This is a genomic window from Paenibacillus sp. JNUCC32 (assembly GCF_014863545.1).
In the GTDB taxonomy this organism is placed as follows: domain Bacteria; phylum Bacillota; class Bacilli; order Paenibacillales; family Paenibacillaceae; genus Paenibacillus_AQ; species Paenibacillus_AQ lautus_A.
Window position 1 is genome coordinate 832,926 of the sequence record NZ_CP062260.1, and the last position, 21,240, is coordinate 854,165.

The following is a 21,240-nucleotide window of genomic DNA, read 5'->3' on the forward strand; positions in this document are numbered from 1 at the left end:
TGCACAAGATTAATTCAGGGAAGGCGTTACGCTGGCTTTCAGCACATTCCCGCTGGTGGTCCAGTTCACATGGGCTCCGAACAGAGCAGGGATTGTTTTGATGGGAATCATGGTTATGCCATTCTTCATGATGGCCGCTTCGCTGTTGTACACCGCCTTGCCATCCATTTCATAGATTGACTGTCCGATCGGGACGGTTAAGTTTTTGCCCGGGGCGGTTGCTAAGGCCGCATGCCGTTTAGGGTCCCACTCCACTTCATATCCCAAACCTTCAGCGAGCGGACGGAGGGGAACATAGAATTCATCCCCGATGATGGAGGAGCCCAGGGCCGAACCGTTGATGGCGATCGACAGCTTAAGATTGTTGATAAAATGCCGCTTATGAATCAACGCATGTATACCTTTGGTTTTGTCCACTACTTGGGAGACCTCGTAGTCCGTAGCGGCACTCATGTAAGCGTAAGCCGTTGCGCGATCCATGCCCAGCTTCTCATTCAAGAAGCCAAGGGCTTCGCGCACCGCTTCCTTCATGGCTTCATCCAGATCGGGATCGAGACCGACGGGAATCCAGTAATCCTCCGTTTCGGCAAAAGGCTGCTTGAGCTCTGTACGCGGCAAGGATGGATCGCCAGCTTTCAGCACCGTCAACCGGAAGGTGCCGCGAAGGGAGGCCTCCATTGCGGTCAAGGCAACCTCGCCGTCTCCCTGTGCAAAATGAGGATCGCCGGTATAGAAGAGTCCGCCTTTCACCTGAATCGGAAGATACAGCGTAGATCCGACGCCAAGCTCATTGATATCGATATTGCCTCCGGTTTCGATCGGCGGGACGCTGCTAACTTTTTCACTGGTATCCGGTGCGACGCCCATAAGTCCCATAAAAGGCTTGAGCGGGAAGCGGACATGCCCGCCCTGTTCAACGGGAAGCACGCCATAGAGTTTACCGTTGATTTCTTCTACCGGCGTGAATTTGGAAATATTTTGGTATAACTCCGGATTTGCTGCGCTTGCTCCTTCCTTGCGCCCTTCATTCTCGGGATATTCGCCGGGAAGGGCACCCTTATAATGCCGGTTGGATATGACGCCGTAGGGTACCCGGGGGGTGAGAGAAAGAACCTCGACCTTCAACACGTCTCCAGGTTCTGCTCCCTGGATTCCGATCGGTCCCGTAACGACATGCGGTCCATCGTTGTCAAAATCATGCTGCAGCTCAGAGGCAGCAACCGCTTTAGCGTCATCTAGCACTTGATCCGGCCGGATGCCGAAGGAAGCAAAGTACTTCTCCGGATCCCTTCCCTGGTCTTCAAGGATGCCTTCATGGGATAGCGTATCAAACGTGACGGTGCTGCCGGAGGTGACGGTCATGATGGATTTGCTGTCCCGATTCGGTAAATACCCCCAACTGATATTCTCTACGGTGCTGGGGATATAATAATCGGCTCCGAGTTGCTCATTGCTGGTGGATTGCAGGATGGGAAACGAATCGAGGGCAGCGGCTTGCGCGGGTACAGCGGCGAACAAGGAAATCGTACATAAAGCTGCGGTGATGGAATGAAAGCGAGTATTTCTTTTCCCTGACGACATATTATCTCCCCCATATCCTGTGCATATTATCAATCTAGCAGCATTATACATGGAGAAGGATAAGTTTAACAATATTTATGTTATGTTATATAACACAAAAAGATAAAATTAATTACATAGAACTAGATTTCTGAGGGTGAATACCTAAAAAACCTTCCACGCACCATGAGCCTGAGTCATGGCATGTGGAAGGTTTATCTGTTTTTTTGGAGGATGAAGCTTACGGCTTACCAGGGGAAGGGCGCTGAAATGTGTCTTTTTTCTGCATAATGCTCATCAGCGGCGCAGGCTCCTGATAGGTGATCGATTCGTTCACACCGGCATCCAGCTGTCCGTTATTAAACTGGACCCCTACGAGATGCGTGCCGGATGGCGATGAAATACCCAAGGAACGTCCGCTGGTGGAGGTTCCGTTCAGGCCCTGATTGTTGCCCGGCGTGAAGACGGCAAGCATCTGAGACGGTAAGAGCTCATCCCCATCGGCATGATAGTTGGCAAGGAACTGCTCCAAGCTCAGGTCATAACAGCAAGGCTGCTTCTTGATCCAGACCACCTTGGTTTCATTCGGGCCGATAAGGGTGTTGGTGCTGTAGCGATCCTTCGTAATGGTCCAGCGGTTGGACTTGGATTTGTCGAACGGAAGGGCAGGGTCGTAATAATAGTAGATTTGATACCCTTCCAGGTCGATTTCCCGGTTCGTGGGGTTATAGATCTCCACATAATTGTAATTCCCTTGCTCGTTCGAGTTGGCGACCACTTCGGTGATATGCAGAGCCGTGGTCAAGGGCTGCTTGGGCACCGTTTCTCCGATGGTTTTGTTGGATTGTTGCAGGGTGCCCTCCATCATGACGGGATAATGATCGCTAGGGTATTGGTCGTCTTCCTTGTAGTTGATAATCTCGCTGTGCAGGACATTCCAACCTTGGCCGTGCAGAATCCAGTCGATCCGGTTTCCGCTGCCGCCGCCCGTAGGGTCCTTGTAGTTATGGTAGGTTCCCAGATCATCGTTGGTTCGCTTCTTGGCCGTGACATGCGCATCCGACAACCCGTTGCTTGTAAAAATCGAATACGTATCGCTCCCCGGAAGCGTGTTGAAATCGCCGGTGATTACAACGGGGATATCCGGGTCAAATGCCTTCATCTTATCAACGATAAGTGCCGCACTCTTCTGCCGGGAAACCTCGGATTGATGATCCAGATGCGTGTTCACCATATAGAAGGTTTTGCCGTTTCGAAGATCCTGAAAGCGAACCCAGGTTGCCATCCGCGGAATTTGGTTGCCCCAGCTGGCCGAGCTGATCGTCTGGGGCGTATCGGACAGCCAAAAGTGAGACTGCTCCAGTGGCCTCAGCCGTTCCGTATTATAAAAAATCGCCATATATTCCCCTAGGCTCCCTCCTTCACGTCCGACTCCGATCCGATCATATCCCGGCAGATCATTCTCCAGATCCACGATTTGCCGGTGAAGTCCTTCCTGCGTTCCAATGACGTCCGGCTGATGCTCCAGGATGAGGTTTCTGGTGACTGGGCGGCGGTTCTCCCATGGCTGACTGTCATTGGCGGCATACCGCAGGTTGAAGCTCATAACCTTTAAAGGACCGGACGATGCTTCCGCGGTGCTTCCCATTTCGCCGGAAGCGGATAGCGATGCCGTCGTCAGAAATGTAAGCATCATGAACAGGCTGGTGATTTTGGGGATTCTCATAAAAATTCCTCCTTTGTCATGTGCAAGAATATATTCCTAATAGTTGCTAAGCAGGTCACTTGTCCTCCCTTCCTGAATTGCCCATATCATATCGTATTTTTAGCGGGCTGCGTATTTACATTTTTTTAGGTTTTTGCTGTTGTTTTGGTTATTCGTGGAGGAAATGGATGAGGGTATCCGGAATATACCATTTAGGATCGAGGTGAAATGATTTGAAAACATTGAATTACAACACATTGATCAGTTCTTTGATCATTGGGCTGTCCATCGTTGCAGCAAGCTTTATACTTCAGGGGACGGTGGGTTCAAAAGCGATTTCGGCTAATACGGAAGAAGCCAATATGGTGCAATCGGAACGTCCTTTAATGACGCTTAAAGAAACGGCCGAGTTCTTGAACCTTACCGAGTATCAGGTGAAGAATATGATCTCATCCGAGAATGCCTTAAGAGAGCAATATGGATCCGGGGGCGGTACATTATTTCCTTATATCGTGGTGCAGAATGAGATCTACATTAGCAGAATGGGGCTTATGTCATGGCTGGAAGAGGCCACTCGGGAAAGAAGAGAATATTAATATGGAGAGATGATGGCGGTATGAAGTCCATCAGGCTGTTCGTAATATGTAAACCTAGCTCCGCCTCTCCGGTTGTTTCCGGCTCCGCGGTGGTACGGCACAAGTAAGAGGCCAAGAAGACCATTGTAGCTGCAGGCCCCTTTGACCTCAATACCGTCATGAACGTAAATAACGCCTCAAGAAGCACAGGCTCCCGAATTTTTTGTAACCACCCATTTCAGGTTTTTAAGAATACGCCGAGTTCCCTTACTTTCCCTGTGCCCGATGTGACCGCCAGCTTCACATACCTGGTGAAATGCGTATTTTGCAGCAGCAACGATTTTTCCGTTTCCGGCTCGCCGCCTGATTCCCAGAAGAGCATATCGGTAATGCATTGATTGATTTTCCGCATAAAAGCGTTACGGATATCTTGGTCTCCCATATGATGATAAAAAACGGTTAACAGGAGGCCGATCTCATACCGCTGAAGTCTTGATGAAGATTCGAAGCGGTCCGGAAGCAGGTCAAAGTTCACCCTTTCCAGCCGATTCAGCCGCAAAGCCAGATCATAATGCTCAGCCAGCGGCTCCAGTCCGGTCACGTGCGCACCTTGGCGGGCGAAATGCCGCGCGTAATATCCGATATTGCAGCCGATATCGATCACTTTCGTGCCGAGAAGAGAACGTGTACCCAAGAAATCCATAATGACATCAAGTCTTGTCGGATAGGCTTGATCGCGCTCGCTCTTCAAATGAAGATAGGAAGGGTGCAGTATGGGGGTATAAATAAGGCTCCGTTGATATCTCTGAAAAGAATCGGCAACCTCTGACAGCCCTTCGATATTCATCCAGTCCATATAATCTTCGCTGGACATTTTGACTTTCATGCTCCGTTTACCTTGGCAATACAAAAAAGTCGACCTGTGATGTCCGTCCCTCAGGTTAAAATAACCTCCTGCGCGATTAAATTTCACCAAAGGCGGGTCTTGGTGAAAAAAAGCGCTATTGGACGACAGATCCACCTTCATCATGTGATACTGATTTTTCCTAAAGGAGAGGACCTCTTCATCCTGTAAAGGCGGGTCGATTCCCCTGGTGAGAAAGATCTTCTTATACCAATCCAGGTACTTGGACGGGCTGGCTTGTTCGTTCATGAAATATCGGTACAGGCTCTTGTGCGAATCAAAACGCATGATCGGCATATCAGCGGAAAGCTTATGATGTTCGTACCAGCTATCGGTGTAGTTGGGAATATCTTTTTTTCTTTCCTCCGTAATCAGATCCGTGAACAGCAGTTCGATCGGGACATCAATATTTACATACCCGGACATCGCTCAACCTCCAATTTATCGTAGTTTCCTTATTTCGAAGAAAATAAATAGGTAGAAAAATCTCCGATGGGAATGTTCTGTAGAACATGCTTGCTTCTTGCAATACTGGCATTCAGAAGGGTAACCGGAGAATTTGACATCATGATCATGGGGCGATGTTCTGGAGCATTCAGTATTCAATAATATACTCTCTGCCTTATTAGCTTGACCCGACGCGTGACTCTATCTTTAAAAAAGACTTCTAGCAGCGGTGGGCCAAATGCTTGGGAAGGAGAGGCATTCGAGTTGAAGGCTCAACAACGTCGTTCGATTGCGTGTTATGTGCGTTAACGGTAGAATAAGGGGAGTTACCAGATATTTCATCCAAGAACCCTCCTCGTGGTTAACGCCAAAGGCGGGTTCTGTTTATGTAGATCATGTGCAAAGGATTGTGGATATGACGGAAAATGGGATCGTGCTTGTGGTCAGCGTTACCCTCGTACAGGGAGATCAAGTGTTTATTATCCAAGAAAATAAACCTTCGGTTCGGGATACCTGGAACTTCCCGGGAGGGCGCATCGAGCCTGGGGAAACGATGTTTGAGGCGGCTATTAGAGAAGTGAAGGAAGAAACAGGGTATGAAGTACAACTGACGGGCACAACAGGGGTTTATCAGTTCATCAGCAGTTTGAATTACCATGTCGTCATGTTTCATTTTACCGGAATCGTGACGGGGGGATCGCTTGAGTTGGGAGCTGACGAGATCAAGGATTGCCGCTGGGTCACGCTGCCTGATATCTTCGCGGATGACAGCATGATATTCCGGGATGCCGAAGTTATGAGGCGGATTGTGGAGAGCCTCGAAAAAGGCGTACAGCACCCGCTTGCGCTGTTTCATCCGTCTTAACGCTTCTAACTTCGGGGGCATCGCATAATCATAATTCTTAGCGGATATTTCGTATTATTTTTTCGAATAAAGGAGCGAAAGAGGGATGATCCAACCTAAAAAAATGGCTTTTGGCGGATTTGTTGTGATCGGTATGGTCATGCTGCTCTACCTGATGACAGAAACTCATAATGAAATTCAAAGGGCCTATACAGATTTATCTCCCCAGCAATTCTCGTTATTAAAGATGAGTTTATACGGATTCCTGTTCGGAGTTTTAATAGAGTGGAGAGCACTGGGTAGTTTAATTCAGGGGCAAGTTCGATTAAGGTGGCTGTTATTGCCCGCTGCTATACTTACAGTTATCATCTTTATTCCTGGTGTTTATTGGATCGAGTGGTTTGGACTTGGAAGGCTGTTTGTTATTGAGATGTTCGGGAAACCGGAAATACACATGCTGCTTTCCGTATTATCCGGTGTATTGTTTATTCGATCTATCTGCGACTAGAAACATATGAAGGGTACGATGATGTATTGAGGAGGTAAGGAAGTGGTGGTCAGCATCCGTTATCCCCTGGGCTCCTTTGAGCCATTGGTGGAGCCAACTTTGGAGGACAGACAGAAGTTTATGCAGCAGATCCCTTCAATCGTACCGACGCTTCGGCAAATCATCATGAAGTGTCCTCTTTCCCAGCTGCACATGCCATACCGTGAAGGTGGCTGGAGCATTCAGCAAATCGTGCACCACCTCGCCGATAACGACATGAACGCTTACTTGCGATTCAAACGGGCATTGACCGAGGATGAGCCGCTGGCAAGCTCGTACCGGGAGGATTTATGGGCTGAGCTGAGCGATTACACGGAAGTTCCCGTGGAGAACTCGCTCTCGCTTCTGGAAACACTCCATTTTCGTTTTCTTATCTTGCTTAAGGATCTACATCCCGAGGATTTCAAAAGAACCATGAGAACCCAAGTGCTCGGCAACTTTACCCTGGACATCGCCTTGCAGCGATTCGTATGGCACAACCAGCATCATATCGCACAGATTAGATCCATAGCGAACCTCGAAACTGTGAAGTTACATAAGGAGTGAGCCCATTTGAGCTGGAGATCCAGGCAGAAGAAGGTAGATTCTAAGCCTTCTATGTCAGCATGAAGAACAAAACCAAAGGAGCGTAAAGCCATGGGAATGTCGGATTACTATAAAGATTTGAGAGACAAGATCGGAGATCAGCTGATATTCATGCCGTCCGTTGCAGGCATTATCCGAAATGATCAGGATGATATTTTGTTCGGAAGAAAGCATCAGGAAGAATTATGGGGCCTTGTAGCAGGTGCCATCGAGCTGGGTGAGTCGCCGGCGGAGGCGATGATTCGCGAGGCGAAGGAAGAGACGGGGCTTGATATCAATCCTGAGCGAATCATTGGGGTGTATGGCGGAAAAGAACGCCGATATACATACAGCAATGGGCACCAAGTGGAGTACCTGACCATTGTGTTCGAGTGCAGCGTTGTGAGCGGTGAGCTGGACCCGGAGAATGACGAGTTTGCGGAGCTGGCGTTCTATCCGGAGGATCAGCGGCCACAGACGGCTTTGAAATATCCGGAACCTATCTTCATCAAGGGAAATGGAGAGAGAGCCCATTTTTAATAGAAAGCAGGCGCCTATGACAGTAAAATCGATCATCTTCGATCTGGATGAGACATTAACGGACAGAAGGGCAGCGATTAACACGTTCATCAAGCGATTGATTGCCAGGTACTTTCCCGACTCCGATGAAGCTGCCCAAATGATGATAGCCAATCGATTCAAGGAAGCGGATCATTACGGCTATCGGGATAAGCGCGAAGTGTATGAGATGCTGGTCGAGCAGCTTCCGTGGGTGAATCCCCCGAAGGCGGATGAATACCTGTCATTTTTCAGACGGGAAATCGCCAGTTGTATCCAGCCGATGGATCAGCTGGTTTCCGTCCTGCGCGAGTTGAAGACTTGGGGACTTAAGCTTGGCATTATCACCAATGGAACCGTTCAAGTCCAAGAGGGCAAGATCCATCAGCTGGGGATTCGGGAATACTTCGATTCTATCGTGATCTCCGAAGAGGCTGGCGTCAAAAAGCCGGATCCGGCAATCTTTACGAGAGCTCTGAGCCGACTTCACGCGACGCCATCAGAAACATGGTACGTCGGAGACCATCCGCATAACGATGTAATCGGGGCCGCACAATGCGGTATCAAAGCCATCTGGTATACAAGAGACGGGAGATGGGACGACTCTTTGGACGTGAAGCCATACAGGACCATACATAAGCTGGAACAATTGATTCCTATCTATGCCGAACAGCATGAAGGCAAGTGCATAAGATAAAGTTTATGTCATTGGAGGTGCAGGCATTGAAGCGATTCAAAAGCAATCATGGACAAAAGCTCGTCTATGCATCCTACGACCGCCTGCTGTCAGCGTGGACGGTACCGTATGAGCAGCATAATATTTCTACTTCCTACGGTATGACCCACGTTATAACAGTAGGTTCTTCGGATCTTCCTCCGCTGCTGCTACTGCATGGAACGGGCGATAACGTCGCCATGATGTGGATATATAACGTGGAGGAGCTATCCCGTAACTTTCATATCATCGCGGTGGATAATATCGGAGGGTCCGGGAAGAGCGAGCCGAACGACAAGTATGCTCGCGAATTCAATCAGGCAACATGGTTGGACGAGGTCCTTGAGGCAATGAACGTGGACGCTGTCTATATCGCGGGCGTATCCTACGGAGCTTATCTGGCCTATCATTACGCCATCGTCAGACCGGATCGTGTGAACAAGATTGTATGTTTGGCTGGAAGCATTGCCGGAAGCCAGTTTGAAGTGATGAGCAAAATGATGCGGGCTTTTCTGCCGGAAGCCTTATTCCCTTCGGAACGGAATGTGCGTTCATTGCTTCGTAAGCTGTGCGGTACCCATGCAGATGCATTTGAGAACAACCCGGAGCTTATGCAGCACTGGTTCTACTTGCTGAAGTACTTCAACAATCGCTCCATGATGAAGCATGCGATTACGATCCATTCGCCTGCCGACATTCAGGCTATTCGCAGCAAGTCCTTGTTCGTCATTGGCGAGCGGGATTTGCTTAGTCATTATCCGAAAGCGGTTGCCAGATTGGAGACGAACGGGATGCGCTACCGCATCGTTAACGGGGCGGGTCACGCCATTAACCATGAGATGCCGGAGCTCGTTCATGAAGAGATTATAGGCTTTTGCAAGGAAGCTTGAGCGAGGTGTGCCGATATGAAAATGAGACGTTTTGCCGCTTTAATCATCATTGCGCTTGCCTTGCTAGGCGTGGTTCTATTCGGCAATATGATGACGCCTCGACCTGGCAGCAGCTCCGGAAACGGCAATCCTGCCATCCTGCTGCTCATCCCTTTAAGCATTCTTTTTCTTATGTTGGTCTATCAATGGATTCGTATTTTTAAAGACCTGAAGATGCCTCTCAGCTGGTTAAGCCTCGTGATCTTAGCTCTGGCTGGCTATATCACAGCGGGTTATGCATATCAGCTTCATCGACTCGAAATCTATAGAGAAATCCTAGCCGAGGCTTTCCAATTGAGGTGGGGCCAAACGGACTGGGATCACATCGAATCGATAACGTCCGGCGGACTCCTTTCGATACATATGAACAATCAATTCTTCAATTGGAACACGTATTTCATGATGATTGCCTTCTCGCTGCTGCTGTGCTTCATGTACAAACTGATACAGCACATCATGAACAGAAGACAAGGAACATCCGCGGAGAATTAATTCCGTAAGCGGGCTGGATAGGGGGACAAATTGTGTCTATTGATGAAATTTACGACAAGCAGGCTCAAGCCTATGAGGCCATGGTTAGCAGACAGCCTGATTTATCTGAACTTATCCATAGGGTCAAACCGTACGAAGGACTGGATGTCCTTGATTTGGGGGCAGGATCAGGCCGATTATCCATGCTGCTTGCCGCCGACGCTAGATCATTGATCTGTACCGACATATCGCAACCCATGCTCGATATTTTGGACGATAAATGCTCTGAAGCTTTAGATGCTCGCAATTGGACCACCATGGTTGCTGATCATCGCAATCTCCCGGTTGCTTCATCGAGTGTAGATCTGATTGTATCGGGCTGGAGCATTAGTTATCTGGCCGATTCCAGCCACGAGGAATGGCGTGAGAATCTTGAACTTGTGATGTCGGAGCTGCATCGAGTTTTGAGACCCGGGGGGACGATCTTGATACTGGAAACGATGGGAACCGGAACGGAGACGCCGAATCCTCCCGACTTCCTAACCGGTTATTACGCTCAATTGGAGCAGCAATACGGATTCAGCCATCAGTGGATTCGGACCGATTATGTTTTTGATACGGTAGAGGAGGCATTGCTAAACACAGGCTTCTTTTTCGGTGAAGAGTTAACGGACAAGATCATAGCGAACCAATGGTCAACGGTGCCGGAGTGCGCGGGGGTTTGGTGGAAGCATGTTTAACTAGGAGGTGACGCGGCCACGTGGAGCTTCTAATCTATGTCGCGTTGTTCATCCTGAATATTCCGATCTATAAGTGGATCTTTAGACGGATATTCGATGACGTGGATGATCTGAAGCAGTCGGTGAAGTATTCGTTAACGCCGGATATTATCTCCTTGTTCCGCAGACGTTTTTGGAAGGATCAGTTCGGGGAGCTCAAGCTGTCCGTTTTCTATTTTTGTTGTTTACTGATCTTCGTCATGGAGTGCGTGGTCGTGGCGAAGGTGATTGGCGTGATCTTTCGATGAGTTAGCAATGCTTTAGATCAGTGGCTATCGTGGGTCATTCCGCAAGGTTGGTCTTCTTATGTCAAGAATAACGGCTAGGTAACTTTAGGTATGAATAGGTCTGACGAAGGGCGCCTATAGCAGGTGTCCTTTTTTAATCTGCAATCATGCACATAAAACCACACGATTCGACGGCAATCCAAAATTTCCATTTGGTTCAAATGGCTGATGGTGGGAATTACGCTATGTATGGCACAGTATTACCAAGTCACATATGTAACCGCATTCATGAACCAGTATCCAAGTCGGGAGGGAAATGAATGAAACGAAACAGAAGGCAAGGGATTGCCGCAGTTATTGCAGTATGGATAGTACTGTTATGGCTGCCGACAGCCGAGGCGGCCAAAGACCAGCCTGAATTGCGAAACCTCGCTGCAGGTATCGGGTACACATGGTCGGAGCAGCCGGAACCAAGCTATGGGGATGCGGGGAATAAGTTAACGGACGGGAAGTACGGTTCGACGCTCTTCACGGATCCGGCATGGACAGGACATCTCCGCAAGTCCACGCGCAGCGTCATCTTCGACCTAGGGGAGAAGAAATCGATCGCTCGGATTCAAGCGCATTTCCTCCAAGATTCTTCGGTCGGAATTGCCTATCCGAACACGGTGTCCATGTATGCGTCCAACGATGGCTCGCAGTGGGGAACCCTCGCGCACATCCCTAGCCGTGAAGTGAGATGGGCAGAAGTTCCGGCAGGCGCTCAAAACTATATCTGGGACGGCAGCGAGGATGGGTTGGTTCAGCATCACCCCAATGCGACAATGGCCTATGCCCAATATGTCAAAGTTACATTTACCACCGATGTGTTCGTGTTTTTGGATGAGATCGAGATCTGGGGGACGGATGGCAAATTGAACAAAGCCAAGCAGGTATCTGCGGATCGGCTTGCATATCACGAACCTGGGAAAGCAACAGGCGGAATGCGTAATCTCGTGCTATTGAATAACGAGAATGGTCCGAGTGGGGCTGATAGGTGGACGAAAGATAACCTAATCCCTTACGTCAGTTACGTGAATGAACAAGGTGAACCGGAGGATTGGTTGTTCGAGGGGGTGCTGTTCCATAGCGTGTTGTCACCGAGTGGACAGGATTTCACGAAAGGAACTGCTACCTTCGGCGATTGGAAGGGTTATTTAGACCAGATGTTCGCGGATCAGGGCGATCTGCAGCAGTTGAACGAAGCGGTGACCGAAGCGGGCAGGAAACTGGGAGAACGGGGTCATAAGGTGAACGTCGTGTTGATGATGCCGAACCCGGGTGATACCGTGACGGATTTCGGCGATGTGGATGGCGATGGTGTGACTGAGAATTTTAATTCCACCGCCATTGGCGCCGAAGCGGCTTCCGCCAATAAGCAAAAGGCGGTTACCTGGTGGATTCAGCAGCTCAAGCAGCGTTGGAAGGAAGAGAAGTACTCAAATCTGAAGCTGAACGGCATCTATTGGGGCGGCAAAGGCATTAGCATGACCGATCTGAACGAAACGAATGTAATCCAGGCAACGAGTAAGCAAGTGCATAAGCAGGATATGAACTTCTACTGGATTCCAAGCTTCCAAGGCAACCGGAATTATGATTGGAGGTATTTGGGGTTTGACGCCGCGCTGCTAGAGTCGGGCGCTTACGCTTCCGCTATTCCGCAGCGAGTAGAGGATGCCGCGGTCTTAGCGAAGCAATATCAGATGGGAATCGAGCTGGAGTTCGATGAACAGATCAATACCGACACTGATAAGCAGGCACGATACGTCGATTTGCTGAACGGAGGCATTGACTATGGCTATATGAGTCAAGCATTGTTGGCATTCGATCAAGGCCGTACGGCTTCATTACTCCGCAGTGCCAAGAGTACGGACCCGATGGTTCGTCAGAATTACGACCTCATGGTTCAGTTCGTGAAAGGGACGTATGCGAAGCCAAAACCTTGCTCTAAACAGCCGGAAGGTCCCGTGGCTTCGGATGCGACGCAATACGTCGTGAAATGCGGCACCGAAATTACGATTGCTCACAAATACAATGACCAAAGCGATATGTGGATCGTATTCGACCGTTTTGGTGCGAATAAGCTGGAAGGTCTTAAGGAGTGGCGACTGGCCGAGAATACGGGAACGACTGTGAATCCGGATATGTCTCGTCCATCGACGCTTCTTCAGGCGGATGTATCGGACTGGATTGGGCCCTACGTGGTTAGAGCGAATGCGAACGGAAACGGAAATGCTTGGGATTTCACGGGAGGCAACCACAACTATGATGGCGGCAGCACCAGTTCGCCTACGGGAACGACGGATTCGTTCCGCGTTTGGGCGGACGGTGTGGAAGTAGCTGACGGCACCGTGACGGCGAGCGTTTATACGAAGATCGAAGTGGTCAATCTGATCCAAGCCTATAACACGAAAGAGGCGGATGGTTCCGGAAGACCTGTGCTTAAGGAGACCGTTACGTACGAGATCTCGAACGGCCATATACAGGTCCATAATGAAATCGAGGCGCTGGAAGACATCACGTTCGATACGTATTACGGACTTCAGTCGGTGAATGGCGCATGGAACGAAACGGTTCGCTACTTCGCAGGCGATCAGGAAGTTGCTTCAAGCCCTGCGAATATATATAGCGATTCGGGCGCGAAAGCCGTGAAACCGAATGTCGACAGCTATCTACTTAGCTCTAGCGATCAGGGTGGGTTCCAGCACAAACTGCGTGTAAGACTGGATCGACAATATGGGCTAGGAGCTTTGGCAAATCTCGCTGACCATATGCCTGTCATCTTCACGCAGGAATACGGCAAGACCTATTTCTTGCAGATCAAAGGGACGACACCGGAACTAAAGCAAGGAGAGAAGTTCGCATGGCAGGGCAGTTATGATTTTTATGCAGAGAATCCATAACTGTTCTCTGCTTCGGCGCGTGATTGGAATGCAATTTGATGTTCTCTCTATCAAAATCCATACGGAAACAGGTTATCCGGGGTGCTAAGTCGCCCTGCGATAACCTTTTTTTTCTGAACGGGTTATTGTCAGCAATCGGCGGAAAGTGGCCATATTGCATTTTAACAAATCGGTCGCTCCAGATGCGTTATATCCCGATATGGATCGGAAGATCGTTGTATAGTAAGCGCTTTACCCTCGCTTCTATAATGGTAGCAAGCTGTAAAAGGCGCTTGATGCGATAACGGCCTGAATGCAGCACAGATGCACGCAGAAGGAGGCAATCCACAGATGTTAGGAAGCAGCGATACGGCGGTGAACGTGGGGGTGAATGCCGAAACTCACATTCGCTTGGCGAATGGCCTGGTGGCCATTGAGGTGGATTTGGAAAAAGGCGGTTACGCCTACGCAGGCAGCAGAGGATTCGCTCTGCAAGAAGTACGAAGCGGCTTTCGATGGCAGGGCCGGGAATACCATACGGGACATTACGACCGCCACTATATGATGGGACAGCCGGAGAAGATCCAAGATCCGTTCGGTACGGGAATCCATGCCGTGATTAAGCATGAATCCGATCTGCTCCCAGGCCTGGAACAGCATTTTTACGTCTATGAGGGAACTTCATCTTTCATCACACGGGTCGTCATTGTCGGCCAAGAGGAATTAAAGGTAAACCGCATCGCGGTGGTGAAAACCGATAGCGTATCGAACGGGAGCGAGACGGTTCCGGGAGAATCGCTGCATGTACTGCGCGTGCCGTATGACAATGACAAATGGGTGCGCTATCTCACGGAGACGGCCCCGCTGGAAACGGAAAGCTACGAAGTGACGGCCTTGTTCCAGCCGGATAGCCGCAATGGATTGATTCTGGGATCGATCAGTCATGACGTGTGGAAGACCGGCATTCGCGTGAAAGGGGAAACCGCAGGCAAGCTGGATGAACTGGAACTGTACGCTGGCGCGGCCGACATCATGACCCGAGATTCCCAACCGCATGGCTACGTAAGAGGAACGCGCGTCGAATCTCCGCTGGTTATGGTCGGGGATTACGACGATTACCGGACAGGGCTTGAAGCGTATGGGGAAGCGAATACGAAGATAGCGCCTGCTCTGAGCTGGAACGGCGGCGTCCCGATCGGCTGGAACAGCTGGTCGGCCGCCATGAGCACGCTGGATTACGATCTCTATGTGGCGACGAGCGATTTTCTGAAGCGGGAGGTTCAGCAGCAGGGCTTTCATAACGAGGATACCCTGTACATGAATTTCGATGCGTTCTGGGATCGCCTGACGCCTGCCGAGATGGAGGATGCCTTGAAAAGGGTCCGCGAGAACGGGCACAAACCCGGTACATACTGGACACCGTTTGCGTTTTGGGGAAGTCCGGCTGGGTTCGGCAGCCCCGTGGAGGGCACCGATGGGAAGTACACCTATGGCGATATCCTGCTTCGCGACCAGGATGGCGAGATTTTGCCGGATGTCGACGGCGGACTTGCGATTGATCCTACGCATCCCGGGAACCTGGCGCGAATCGATTGGTTCATGGATAAATTCGTCTCCGAGGGATTTGAGTATATCAAGCTGGATTTCATGGCTCACGGGGCTCTGGAAGGCAAGCATTACGACCCGGATATTACGACGGGGATCGCTGCATACAATTACGGATTGTCGTATCTGACGGATAAACTCTCCCCGGAGCGGATCGGCAGACCGTTCTTCATCAACCTGTCGATTGCCCCGCTGTTCCCTTATTCCTATGCGCACAGCCGCAGAATTTCCTGCGATGTGTTCGGAACGATCCAGGATACGGAATATTTGCTGAACTCGCTGACGCACGGGTGGTGGATGAACGATACGCTGTACCGTTTTAACGATCCGGACCATGCCGTGATCTATAAAAGCTTCAACCAGGATTCGACGACCCGCCATGAAGGGCGAAGCCGTCTGACCGCGTCCGTGATCTCGGGAACGGTGCTGCTGCTGGGCGATGACTTCCGGCATGAGGAAGCGGCATGGCGCGCCAAGAACTGGCTGGGAAATGAGGCGATCATCGAGATTGCGAGACTGGGCAGAACCTTTGTGCCCGTAGAGGGGAATCTCGGGAAACAGGCTGCGGATACGTTTGTGCTGACCCATCCGAGCGAAGCGGGAACGACGTATATTGCCGTGTTTAACTTTGACGGGGCCGAGTCCGTGCTGAAGACGGTTTCCTTGGGACGCTGCGGCCTCGAGGCGCACGCATCTTATACGGTTCTGGATGTGTGGGAAGGAACGGCAGGTCAATCGGAAGGCACGCTTGTGGTCGAGCTGGCGCCAGCCGAATCGAAAATCTTGAAATTAATTCGAAATCAATAAGGAGGAGAGGTTCAGTGGGTATTCATCCGTTCAAATTCTTCCAAAAGCCATTCATGCTCTTCTTATCGATTCTGTTAGCGGTGTCTGGGCTAGGAAGTTCCTTGGCTTCGGCAGAACCGCAGCGGCCGAGTCAAACGGCCGGAGGCATCCTTTCCTACGAGGCCGAGGCATCTCAGAACACGTTTACCGGCAATGCAGGAGCGGTCGATTGCGGCTTCTGTTCAGGCGGGCAAAAAGCCGGCAATCTATACGGCGGTTCCACGCTGACGTTGAACGGGATTCAGGCCGATAAGGCCGGTATCTACAATATGAACATGTTCTACATCTCCGGGGATTCCCGCGCGGCTTCGATCTCCGTGAACGGGGCGGAGAAGGAGAATTTCAGTTTTCCGAAAACGGCGGATTGGAACACGATCGGCACCTATCAGATTCAAATTTACTTGAATCAGGGCAGCAACACGATTCTGTTCGATGACGCAGGCGGATACTCGCCCGATTTTGACAAGATTGAGCTGACCTTTGATTCAGCCGGCGAAAACGGATCAGGCCCGGATGGCAGCATTGGCGATTTAGGCAAGCAAAAGAAAGCCACGAGCTATGGCTCCATCACCTTAACCGAATATGCCAACGGCTTCAAGGTATCCAATCCGACGTATGAGCTGCTGTACAGCACCTCGACCGGATTGTCGCAATACAATTGGAACGGCAAACCGGTTGCCAAGGGGTTATACAGCGAGATCCAGCTCGACCGGATGGTTGCAAGTACAGATTATAAACATCATAAATTCTATAAAAATCAAGTGGTCCCATTCCAGGATGCCACCGGCAAGGGCATCAAGGTGACGGTCGTGAATGAGGATGGGGGAATGCCATCGCTCAGCCAAATCTATTACGTCTATGAAGACGGGCCGTATCTGCTTACGGAAACGGTCGCTTCCCATCATTCCGCAATTTCTACGGGGAACATCGCACCTATCGCGATGGAAGCGAGAGGCGGCATCGACATCGGCAGCTATGACGATAACCGGGTCCTCGTCGTTCCTTTCGACAATGATGCTTGGTCCAGATACCAAGCGAAGTCGATGAATACCGGCCTCAACAACGGCCTGTATGTCAGCTCTGAGCTGACGGCCATCTATGACAATACGAGCCGGAACGGCCTCGTCATCGGATCGGTGACGCATGACACGTGGAAGACCGGCATCTATTGGAGCGGCTCGAATGACAAATTGAACAAACTGCGCGTATATGGCGGATTTACGTCATCCACCTCTACGTGGGACACGATCCCGCATGGAAAGGTAACGGGCAAGCAAATTGCTTCGCCGAAAATCATGGTCGGATTTTTCGAGGACTACCGGACCGGGATGGAGGCGTTTGGCCAGGTGAATGCAGCGATCCAGCCTCCGTTAGCCTTTGGCGAGGACATTCCTGAAGGCGTTCCGGTCGGCTGGAACAGCTGGGGAGCGTATGCCAGCGATTTAAGCTTTGACAAGGCGGTTTCGGTCTCGAATTATGTTAAAGACCATATTCAGAACCATTCCTTCAACAATGAAGGCCATATCTACATCAATCTCGATTCCTATTGGGATAACATGACGGATCAGCAGCTGACGGATCTGGTTCAGCTCATTCACAGCAATGGACAGAAGGCCGGCATCTATTATTCGCCGTTCGTGTACTGGGGCAACAATATGGAGCAGGAAGTCGAAGGGACGAACGGCAAATATAAATACGGCGATATCGTGCTGCGCGATATGGACGGCAACGTGCTGCCGACGCTGGACGGCGCTTATGCCGTGGATCCGACGCATCCGGGCGTGAAGCAGCGGATCGATTATTACATGAATAAGTTCAAGAGCAAGGGCTTTGAATATATCAAAATCGATTTTCTGAGCCATGGGGCAATGGAAGGCAAGCATTATGATGCCAACGTTCAAACCGGCATCCAGGCCTATAACCAAGGGATGGCTTACGTGAATGAAGTGCTGGACGGCTCCATGTTCATCAGCGCTTCCATCGCGCCGCTGTTCCCTAGCCAATATGCGCACAGCCGCCGCATCTCCTGCGATATCGACGGCAGCATCGGCAGCACGGAATACCAGCTGAACAATCTCACATACGGCTGGTGGCAGAACGGAACGATCTACCATTATACCGATCCGGACTATATGCACTTAACCAAAGGCGGATCGATGGAAGGCGCGCAGTCGCGCGTCCATGCGGCCGCGATCTCCGGTACGGTCTTCCTGAATTCGGATGACGTCACGGATGCGACGGCACGGCAGTACATGGAAACGCTGCTGACCAACCCGGAAGTAAACGGGCTGGCGATGAAGGGCAAGGCGTTCCGGCCGGTAGAAGGCAACACGGGCACCCAGGCAGCAAACGTATTCGTGCTGGACGATCAGGGAACCCACTACGTAGCTGTGTTTAACTATACACAAAATGCGGCACAGCACACCGTGGATCTCGTTCGTGCCGGTATCGCTTCGGAAGGGGCGGCGTCCTATACGGTGACGGATGTTTGGAGCGGCCAATCTCAGACGGCGTCTGGCTCTTCGCTGGATGTGACGCTAAAAGCGGCCGAATCCAAGCTTTATAAAATCGTCCCTAATCCATAACAAGAAATCATCGATTCATCATGTACATCTGCAAGTTCATCGCGGTTCCCGGCTTCATCCGGGGATCGCGATTTCTTGCTTTTGCTGTAAGGGTAGTGCTTGTCGCGATATTGGAAAATCAAATGAAGAGGAGAAAACAACATGTCAGATATGAAGCTTTGGTATACGAAACCGGCCCAGGGCTGGTCGCAAGGGTTGCCGATCGGCAATGGCCGAATGGGGAACGTGGTGGTATCCACTCCTGACAGAGAAATATGGAATATCACCGAAACCACCTATTGGTCCGGCCAGCCGGAGCCGGCTCAAGGGCGAAGCAACAGCAAAGCGGATTTGGAACAGATGCGGAAACACTTCTTCCAGGGCGATTTTCGCGAAGGCGATCGACTAGCCAAGAAGCACCTGGAGCCGGAAAAATTGAATTTTGGCACCAATCTGGGACTATGCCAAGTCGTTTTGGAGTTTGACCATAACGTGAAGCCATCCGAAGGCGGGAGACAAGATGCAGCAGCTGAGCCGCTGTTCCATCGGGAACTGGATCTGGAGGAGGCGGTGGTACGTTCTTTTTACGAGATCGATGGAGCCGAGATGACGCGAGAGGTATTTGCTTCCCATGCCGATCAGGTCATCGTTTCGCGGATTCGCAGCAGCCATGGCTCGTTAGGCGTGTCATTCCGCATTTCGATTCGAGGGGAGAATGGTCCTTTTCATGCTGTCGTTACTGGGAAGGATACGATCGAATTCCAGGGACAGGCGCTGGAAAGCGTACATAGCAACGGGGAGTGCGGGGTGTCCTGCCAAGGCCAGCTGCGCGTCGTAACGGAAGGCGGGCAGGTGAGCTGCACGGATGACACCATAAGCGTATCCGGGGCGGATGAGGCGGCGATTTATTTTGCGGTGAATACGGATTACCGTCAAGAAGGTGAGAGCTGGCGTGAGAAAAGCGCGTTGCAGCTGGAACAGGCTGTGTTGCTGGGATATGACGCGCTGAGAGCCAAGCATCTGGCGGATTATCAGCCGCTGTATGCCCGTGTACGATTGGACCTGGGAAGCTCCGAACATGCCAGTCTGCCTACGGACGAGCGGATCGGCAGGTTTAAGCAGGGCAAGCGGGATGATCCGGCGTTGTTTGCGTTGTTTTATCAATACGGCCGGTACTTGACCATTAGCGGGTCACGACAAGACTCCATTCTGCCCATGCATCTGCAAGGCATATGGAATGACGGCGAAGCCAACAAAATGGCCTGGAGCTGTGACTATCACCTTGACGTGAACACCCAGATGAACTATTTTCCGACGGAGGCCGCGAACCTGAGCGAGAGCCATGAGCCGCTCATGCGGTATATCCAGCAGCTATCGGAGGCCGGACGCTCGGCGGCGCGCCATTATTACGATGCCGAAGGCTGGGTGGCCCATGTATTCTCCAATGCCTGGGGATTTGCGTCGCCGGGGTGGGGGACCTCCTGGGGGCTGAACGTGACGGGCGGACTGTGGATCGCGACGCATTTGATGGAGCACTACGCGTACAACCGCGATCAGGCTTTTCTGGAGGAGTTGGCTTATCCCGTCCTGAAGGAGGCCGCAGCCTTTTTCATGGATTATATGACGGTACATCCGAAGTATGGCTGGCTGGTGACAGGTCCGTCGAATTCGCCGGAGAACAGCTTTTATACCGGCCATCCGGAGGATGGGCACCAGCAGCTGTCCATGGGCCCGACCATGGATCAGGTCCTGGTCCGGGATCTGCTGGCGTTCTGTATAAAGGCAGCACAGACGCTGGGCGTGGATGAGGAGCTTCAGCAGAAGTGGCAGACGGCGCTGGATCAATTGCCTCCGCTGATGATCGGCAAGAAGGGGCAGCTGCAGGAATGGCTGGAGGACTATGAGGAGGCACAGCCGGAGCACCGCCATCTGTCGCATCTGTATGCCCTGTATCCCGGCAGCCAAATCACGCCGCATCATACGCCGGAACTCGCTGCGGCAGCCCGAGTGACATTGGAGAACCGGAACAGCCGGGCCGACCTGGAGGATATCGAATTTACCGCAGCGCTGTTCGGACTCTTCTACGCCCGATTGCATGACGGAGACCAAGCCGTGCAGCATATCGCCCACCTGATCGGGGAGCTGTGCTTCGACAACATGCTCACCTATTCCAAACCCGGCGTAGCCGGAGCCGAGGCCAACATCTTTGTCATCGACGGCAACTTCGGCGGAACCGCCGCCATTGCGGAAATGCTGCTGCAGAGCCACGAGGGCGAGATTCATCTCCTGCCTGCACTGCCGACGATGTGGCCGACAGGCAGTGTGAAAGGGCTGAAGGCGAAAGGGAATATTGAGGTGGATATGAGCTGGGAAGATGGGAAGCTGGTTAAGGCGAGGGTGAAGGGGAATGAGGATGGGAGTGTGCGGGTGTTTTATGGGGGGAGGGAGGATTTTGGATTTTATGATATTGGATGAGAAA

At 51.2% G+C, this 21,240-nt stretch carries 17 protein-coding genes; 14 read left to right on the top strand and 3 right to left on the bottom strand.

The window, feature by feature from the left end; genetic code table 11:
- Positions 1–9: 9 nt before the first annotated feature.
- A complete protein-coding gene (locus JNUCC32_RS03805; protein WP_192571154.1) occupies positions 10–1,581 on the bottom strand; it encodes an acetamidase/formamidase family protein in 1,572 nt (523 codons plus the stop codon).
- A 220-nt stretch (positions 1,582–1,801) separates the two neighbouring features.
- Complete coding sequence (locus JNUCC32_RS03810; protein WP_192571155.1) at positions 1,802–3,286, bottom strand: endonuclease/exonuclease/phosphatase family protein; 1,485 nt, start codon at positions 3,284–3,286, stop codon at positions 1,802–1,804.
- A gap of 212 nt (positions 3,287–3,498) precedes the next feature.
- Between JNUCC32_RS03810 and JNUCC32_RS03815 the strand changes: the two genes are divergently transcribed.
- The gene (locus JNUCC32_RS03815; protein WP_192571156.1) at positions 3,499–3,861 is read left to right on the top strand and encodes a hypothetical protein; all 363 of its coding nucleotides are present in this window, start codon (positions 3,499–3,501) and stop codon (positions 3,859–3,861) included.
- Positions 3,862–4,078: 217 nt separating this feature from the next.
- Here JNUCC32_RS03815 and JNUCC32_RS03820 read toward each other — a convergent pair whose 3' ends face one another.
- The gene (locus JNUCC32_RS03820) at positions 4,079–5,170 is read right to left on the bottom strand and encodes a class I SAM-dependent methyltransferase (protein WP_192571157.1); all 1,092 of its coding nucleotides are present in this window, start codon (positions 5,168–5,170) and stop codon (positions 4,079–4,081) included.
- Between the two features lie 436 nt (positions 5,171–5,606).
- Here JNUCC32_RS03820 and JNUCC32_RS03825 point away from each other — a divergent pair, with 436 nt between their 5' ends.
- The 13 genes from JNUCC32_RS03825 to JNUCC32_RS03885 all read left to right on the top strand — a co-directional run bounded on the left by JNUCC32_RS03825 (position 5,607) and on the right by JNUCC32_RS03885 (position 21,236).
- Entirely contained in the window at positions 5,607–6,056 is a 450-nt protein-coding gene (locus tag JNUCC32_RS03825; protein WP_192571158.1) for an NUDIX domain-containing protein, read from the top strand.
- Between the two features lie 85 nt (positions 6,057–6,141).
- Positions 6,142–6,543: a hypothetical protein gene (locus JNUCC32_RS03830; RefSeq protein ID WP_192571159.1), complete on the top strand. Its 402-nt coding sequence runs from the start codon at positions 6,142–6,144 to the stop codon at positions 6,541–6,543.
- 42 nt (positions 6,544–6,585) lie between these two features.
- Entirely contained in the window at positions 6,586–7,128 is a 543-nt protein-coding gene (locus tag JNUCC32_RS03835) for a YfiT family bacillithiol transferase (RefSeq protein ID WP_192571160.1), read from the top strand.
- 90 nt (positions 7,129–7,218) lie between these two features.
- Positions 7,219–7,686 (top strand): NUDIX domain-containing protein, encoded by a 468-nt coding sequence (locus tag JNUCC32_RS03840; protein ID WP_096775906.1) that lies wholly within the window; start codon positions 7,219–7,221, stop codon positions 7,684–7,686.
- A gap of 16 nt (positions 7,687–7,702) precedes the next feature.
- Positions 7,703–8,401 (top strand): HAD family hydrolase, encoded by a 699-nt coding sequence (locus tag JNUCC32_RS03845; protein ID WP_192571161.1) that lies wholly within the window; start codon positions 7,703–7,705, stop codon positions 8,399–8,401.
- A gap of 17 nt (positions 8,402–8,418) precedes the next feature.
- Positions 8,419–9,309 (top strand): alpha/beta fold hydrolase, encoded by an 891-nt coding sequence (locus tag JNUCC32_RS03850; protein WP_228468972.1) that lies wholly within the window; start codon positions 8,419–8,421, stop codon positions 9,307–9,309.
- A gap of 15 nt (positions 9,310–9,324) precedes the next feature.
- Entirely contained in the window at positions 9,325–9,840 is a 516-nt protein-coding gene (locus tag JNUCC32_RS03855) for a hypothetical protein (RefSeq protein ID WP_096775903.1), read from the top strand.
- A gap of 32 nt (positions 9,841–9,872) precedes the next feature.
- Complete coding sequence (locus JNUCC32_RS03860; protein WP_192571163.1) at positions 9,873–10,559, top strand: class I SAM-dependent methyltransferase; 687 nt, start codon at positions 9,873–9,875, stop codon at positions 10,557–10,559.
- Between the two features lie 20 nt (positions 10,560–10,579).
- Positions 10,580–10,846, top strand: coding sequence for a hypothetical protein (locus JNUCC32_RS03865; RefSeq protein WP_096775901.1), 267 nt, complete (start codon positions 10,580–10,582; stop codon positions 10,844–10,846).
- A 299-nt stretch (positions 10,847–11,145) separates the two neighbouring features.
- Entirely contained in the window at positions 11,146–13,767 is a 2,622-nt protein-coding gene (locus tag JNUCC32_RS03870) for a DUF4855 domain-containing protein (RefSeq protein ID WP_192571164.1), read from the top strand.
- Positions 13,768–14,097: 330 nt separating this feature from the next.
- Positions 14,098–16,158 carry an alpha-galactosidase gene (locus JNUCC32_RS03875; protein WP_192571165.1) on the top strand — a complete coding sequence of 687 codons (2,061 nt, stop codon included), beginning with the start codon at positions 14,098–14,100 and terminating at the stop codon, positions 16,156–16,158.
- 14 nt (positions 16,159–16,172) lie between these two features.
- On the top strand, positions 16,173–18,782 hold the full coding sequence (locus tag JNUCC32_RS03880) for a carbohydrate-binding protein (RefSeq protein WP_192571166.1): 2,610 nt from the start codon (positions 16,173–16,175) through the stop codon (positions 18,780–18,782).
- 141 nt (positions 18,783–18,923) lie between these two features.
- Entirely contained in the window at positions 18,924–21,236 is a 2,313-nt protein-coding gene (locus JNUCC32_RS03885) for a glycoside hydrolase family 95 protein (protein WP_192571167.1), read from the top strand.
- Positions 21,237–21,240: the final 4 nt, after the last annotated feature.

Bases quoted from the DNA above. Each gene is read 5' to 3' on its own strand.
- JNUCC32_RS03810 (WP_192571155.1), bottom strand. From the start codon at position 3,286: ATGAGAATCCCCAAAATCACCAGCCTGTTCATGATGCTTACATTTCTG.
- JNUCC32_RS03820 (WP_192571157.1), bottom strand. From the start codon at position 5,170: ATGTCCGGGTATGTAAATATTGATGTCCCGATCGAACTGCTGTTCACG.
- JNUCC32_RS03825 (WP_192571158.1), top strand. From the start codon at position 5,607: ATGACGGAAAATGGGATCGTGCTTGTGGTCAGCGTTACCCTCGTACAG.
- JNUCC32_RS03885 (WP_192571167.1), top strand. From the start codon at position 18,924: ATGTCAGATATGAAGCTTTGGTATACGAAACCGGCCCAGGGCTGGTCG.
- JNUCC32_RS03855 (WP_096775903.1), top strand. From the start codon at position 9,325: ATGAAAATGAGACGTTTTGCCGCTTTAATCATCATTGCGCTTGCCTTG.
- JNUCC32_RS03875 (WP_192571165.1), top strand. From the start codon at position 14,098: ATGTTAGGAAGCAGCGATACGGCGGTGAACGTGGGGGTGAATGCCGAA.
- JNUCC32_RS03870 (WP_192571164.1), top strand. From the start codon at position 11,146: ATGAAACGAAACAGAAGGCAAGGGATTGCCGCAGTTATTGCAGTATGG.
- JNUCC32_RS03840 (WP_096775906.1), top strand. From the start codon at position 7,219: ATGGGAATGTCGGATTACTATAAAGATTTGAGAGACAAGATCGGAGAT.
- JNUCC32_RS03830 (WP_192571159.1), top strand. From the start codon at position 6,142: ATGATCCAACCTAAAAAAATGGCTTTTGGCGGATTTGTTGTGATCGGT.
- JNUCC32_RS03805 (WP_192571154.1), bottom strand. From the start codon at position 1,581: ATGTCGTCAGGGAAAAGAAATACTCGCTTTCATTCCATCACCGCAGCT.
- JNUCC32_RS03845 (WP_192571161.1), top strand. From the start codon at position 7,703: ATGACAGTAAAATCGATCATCTTCGATCTGGATGAGACATTAACGGAC.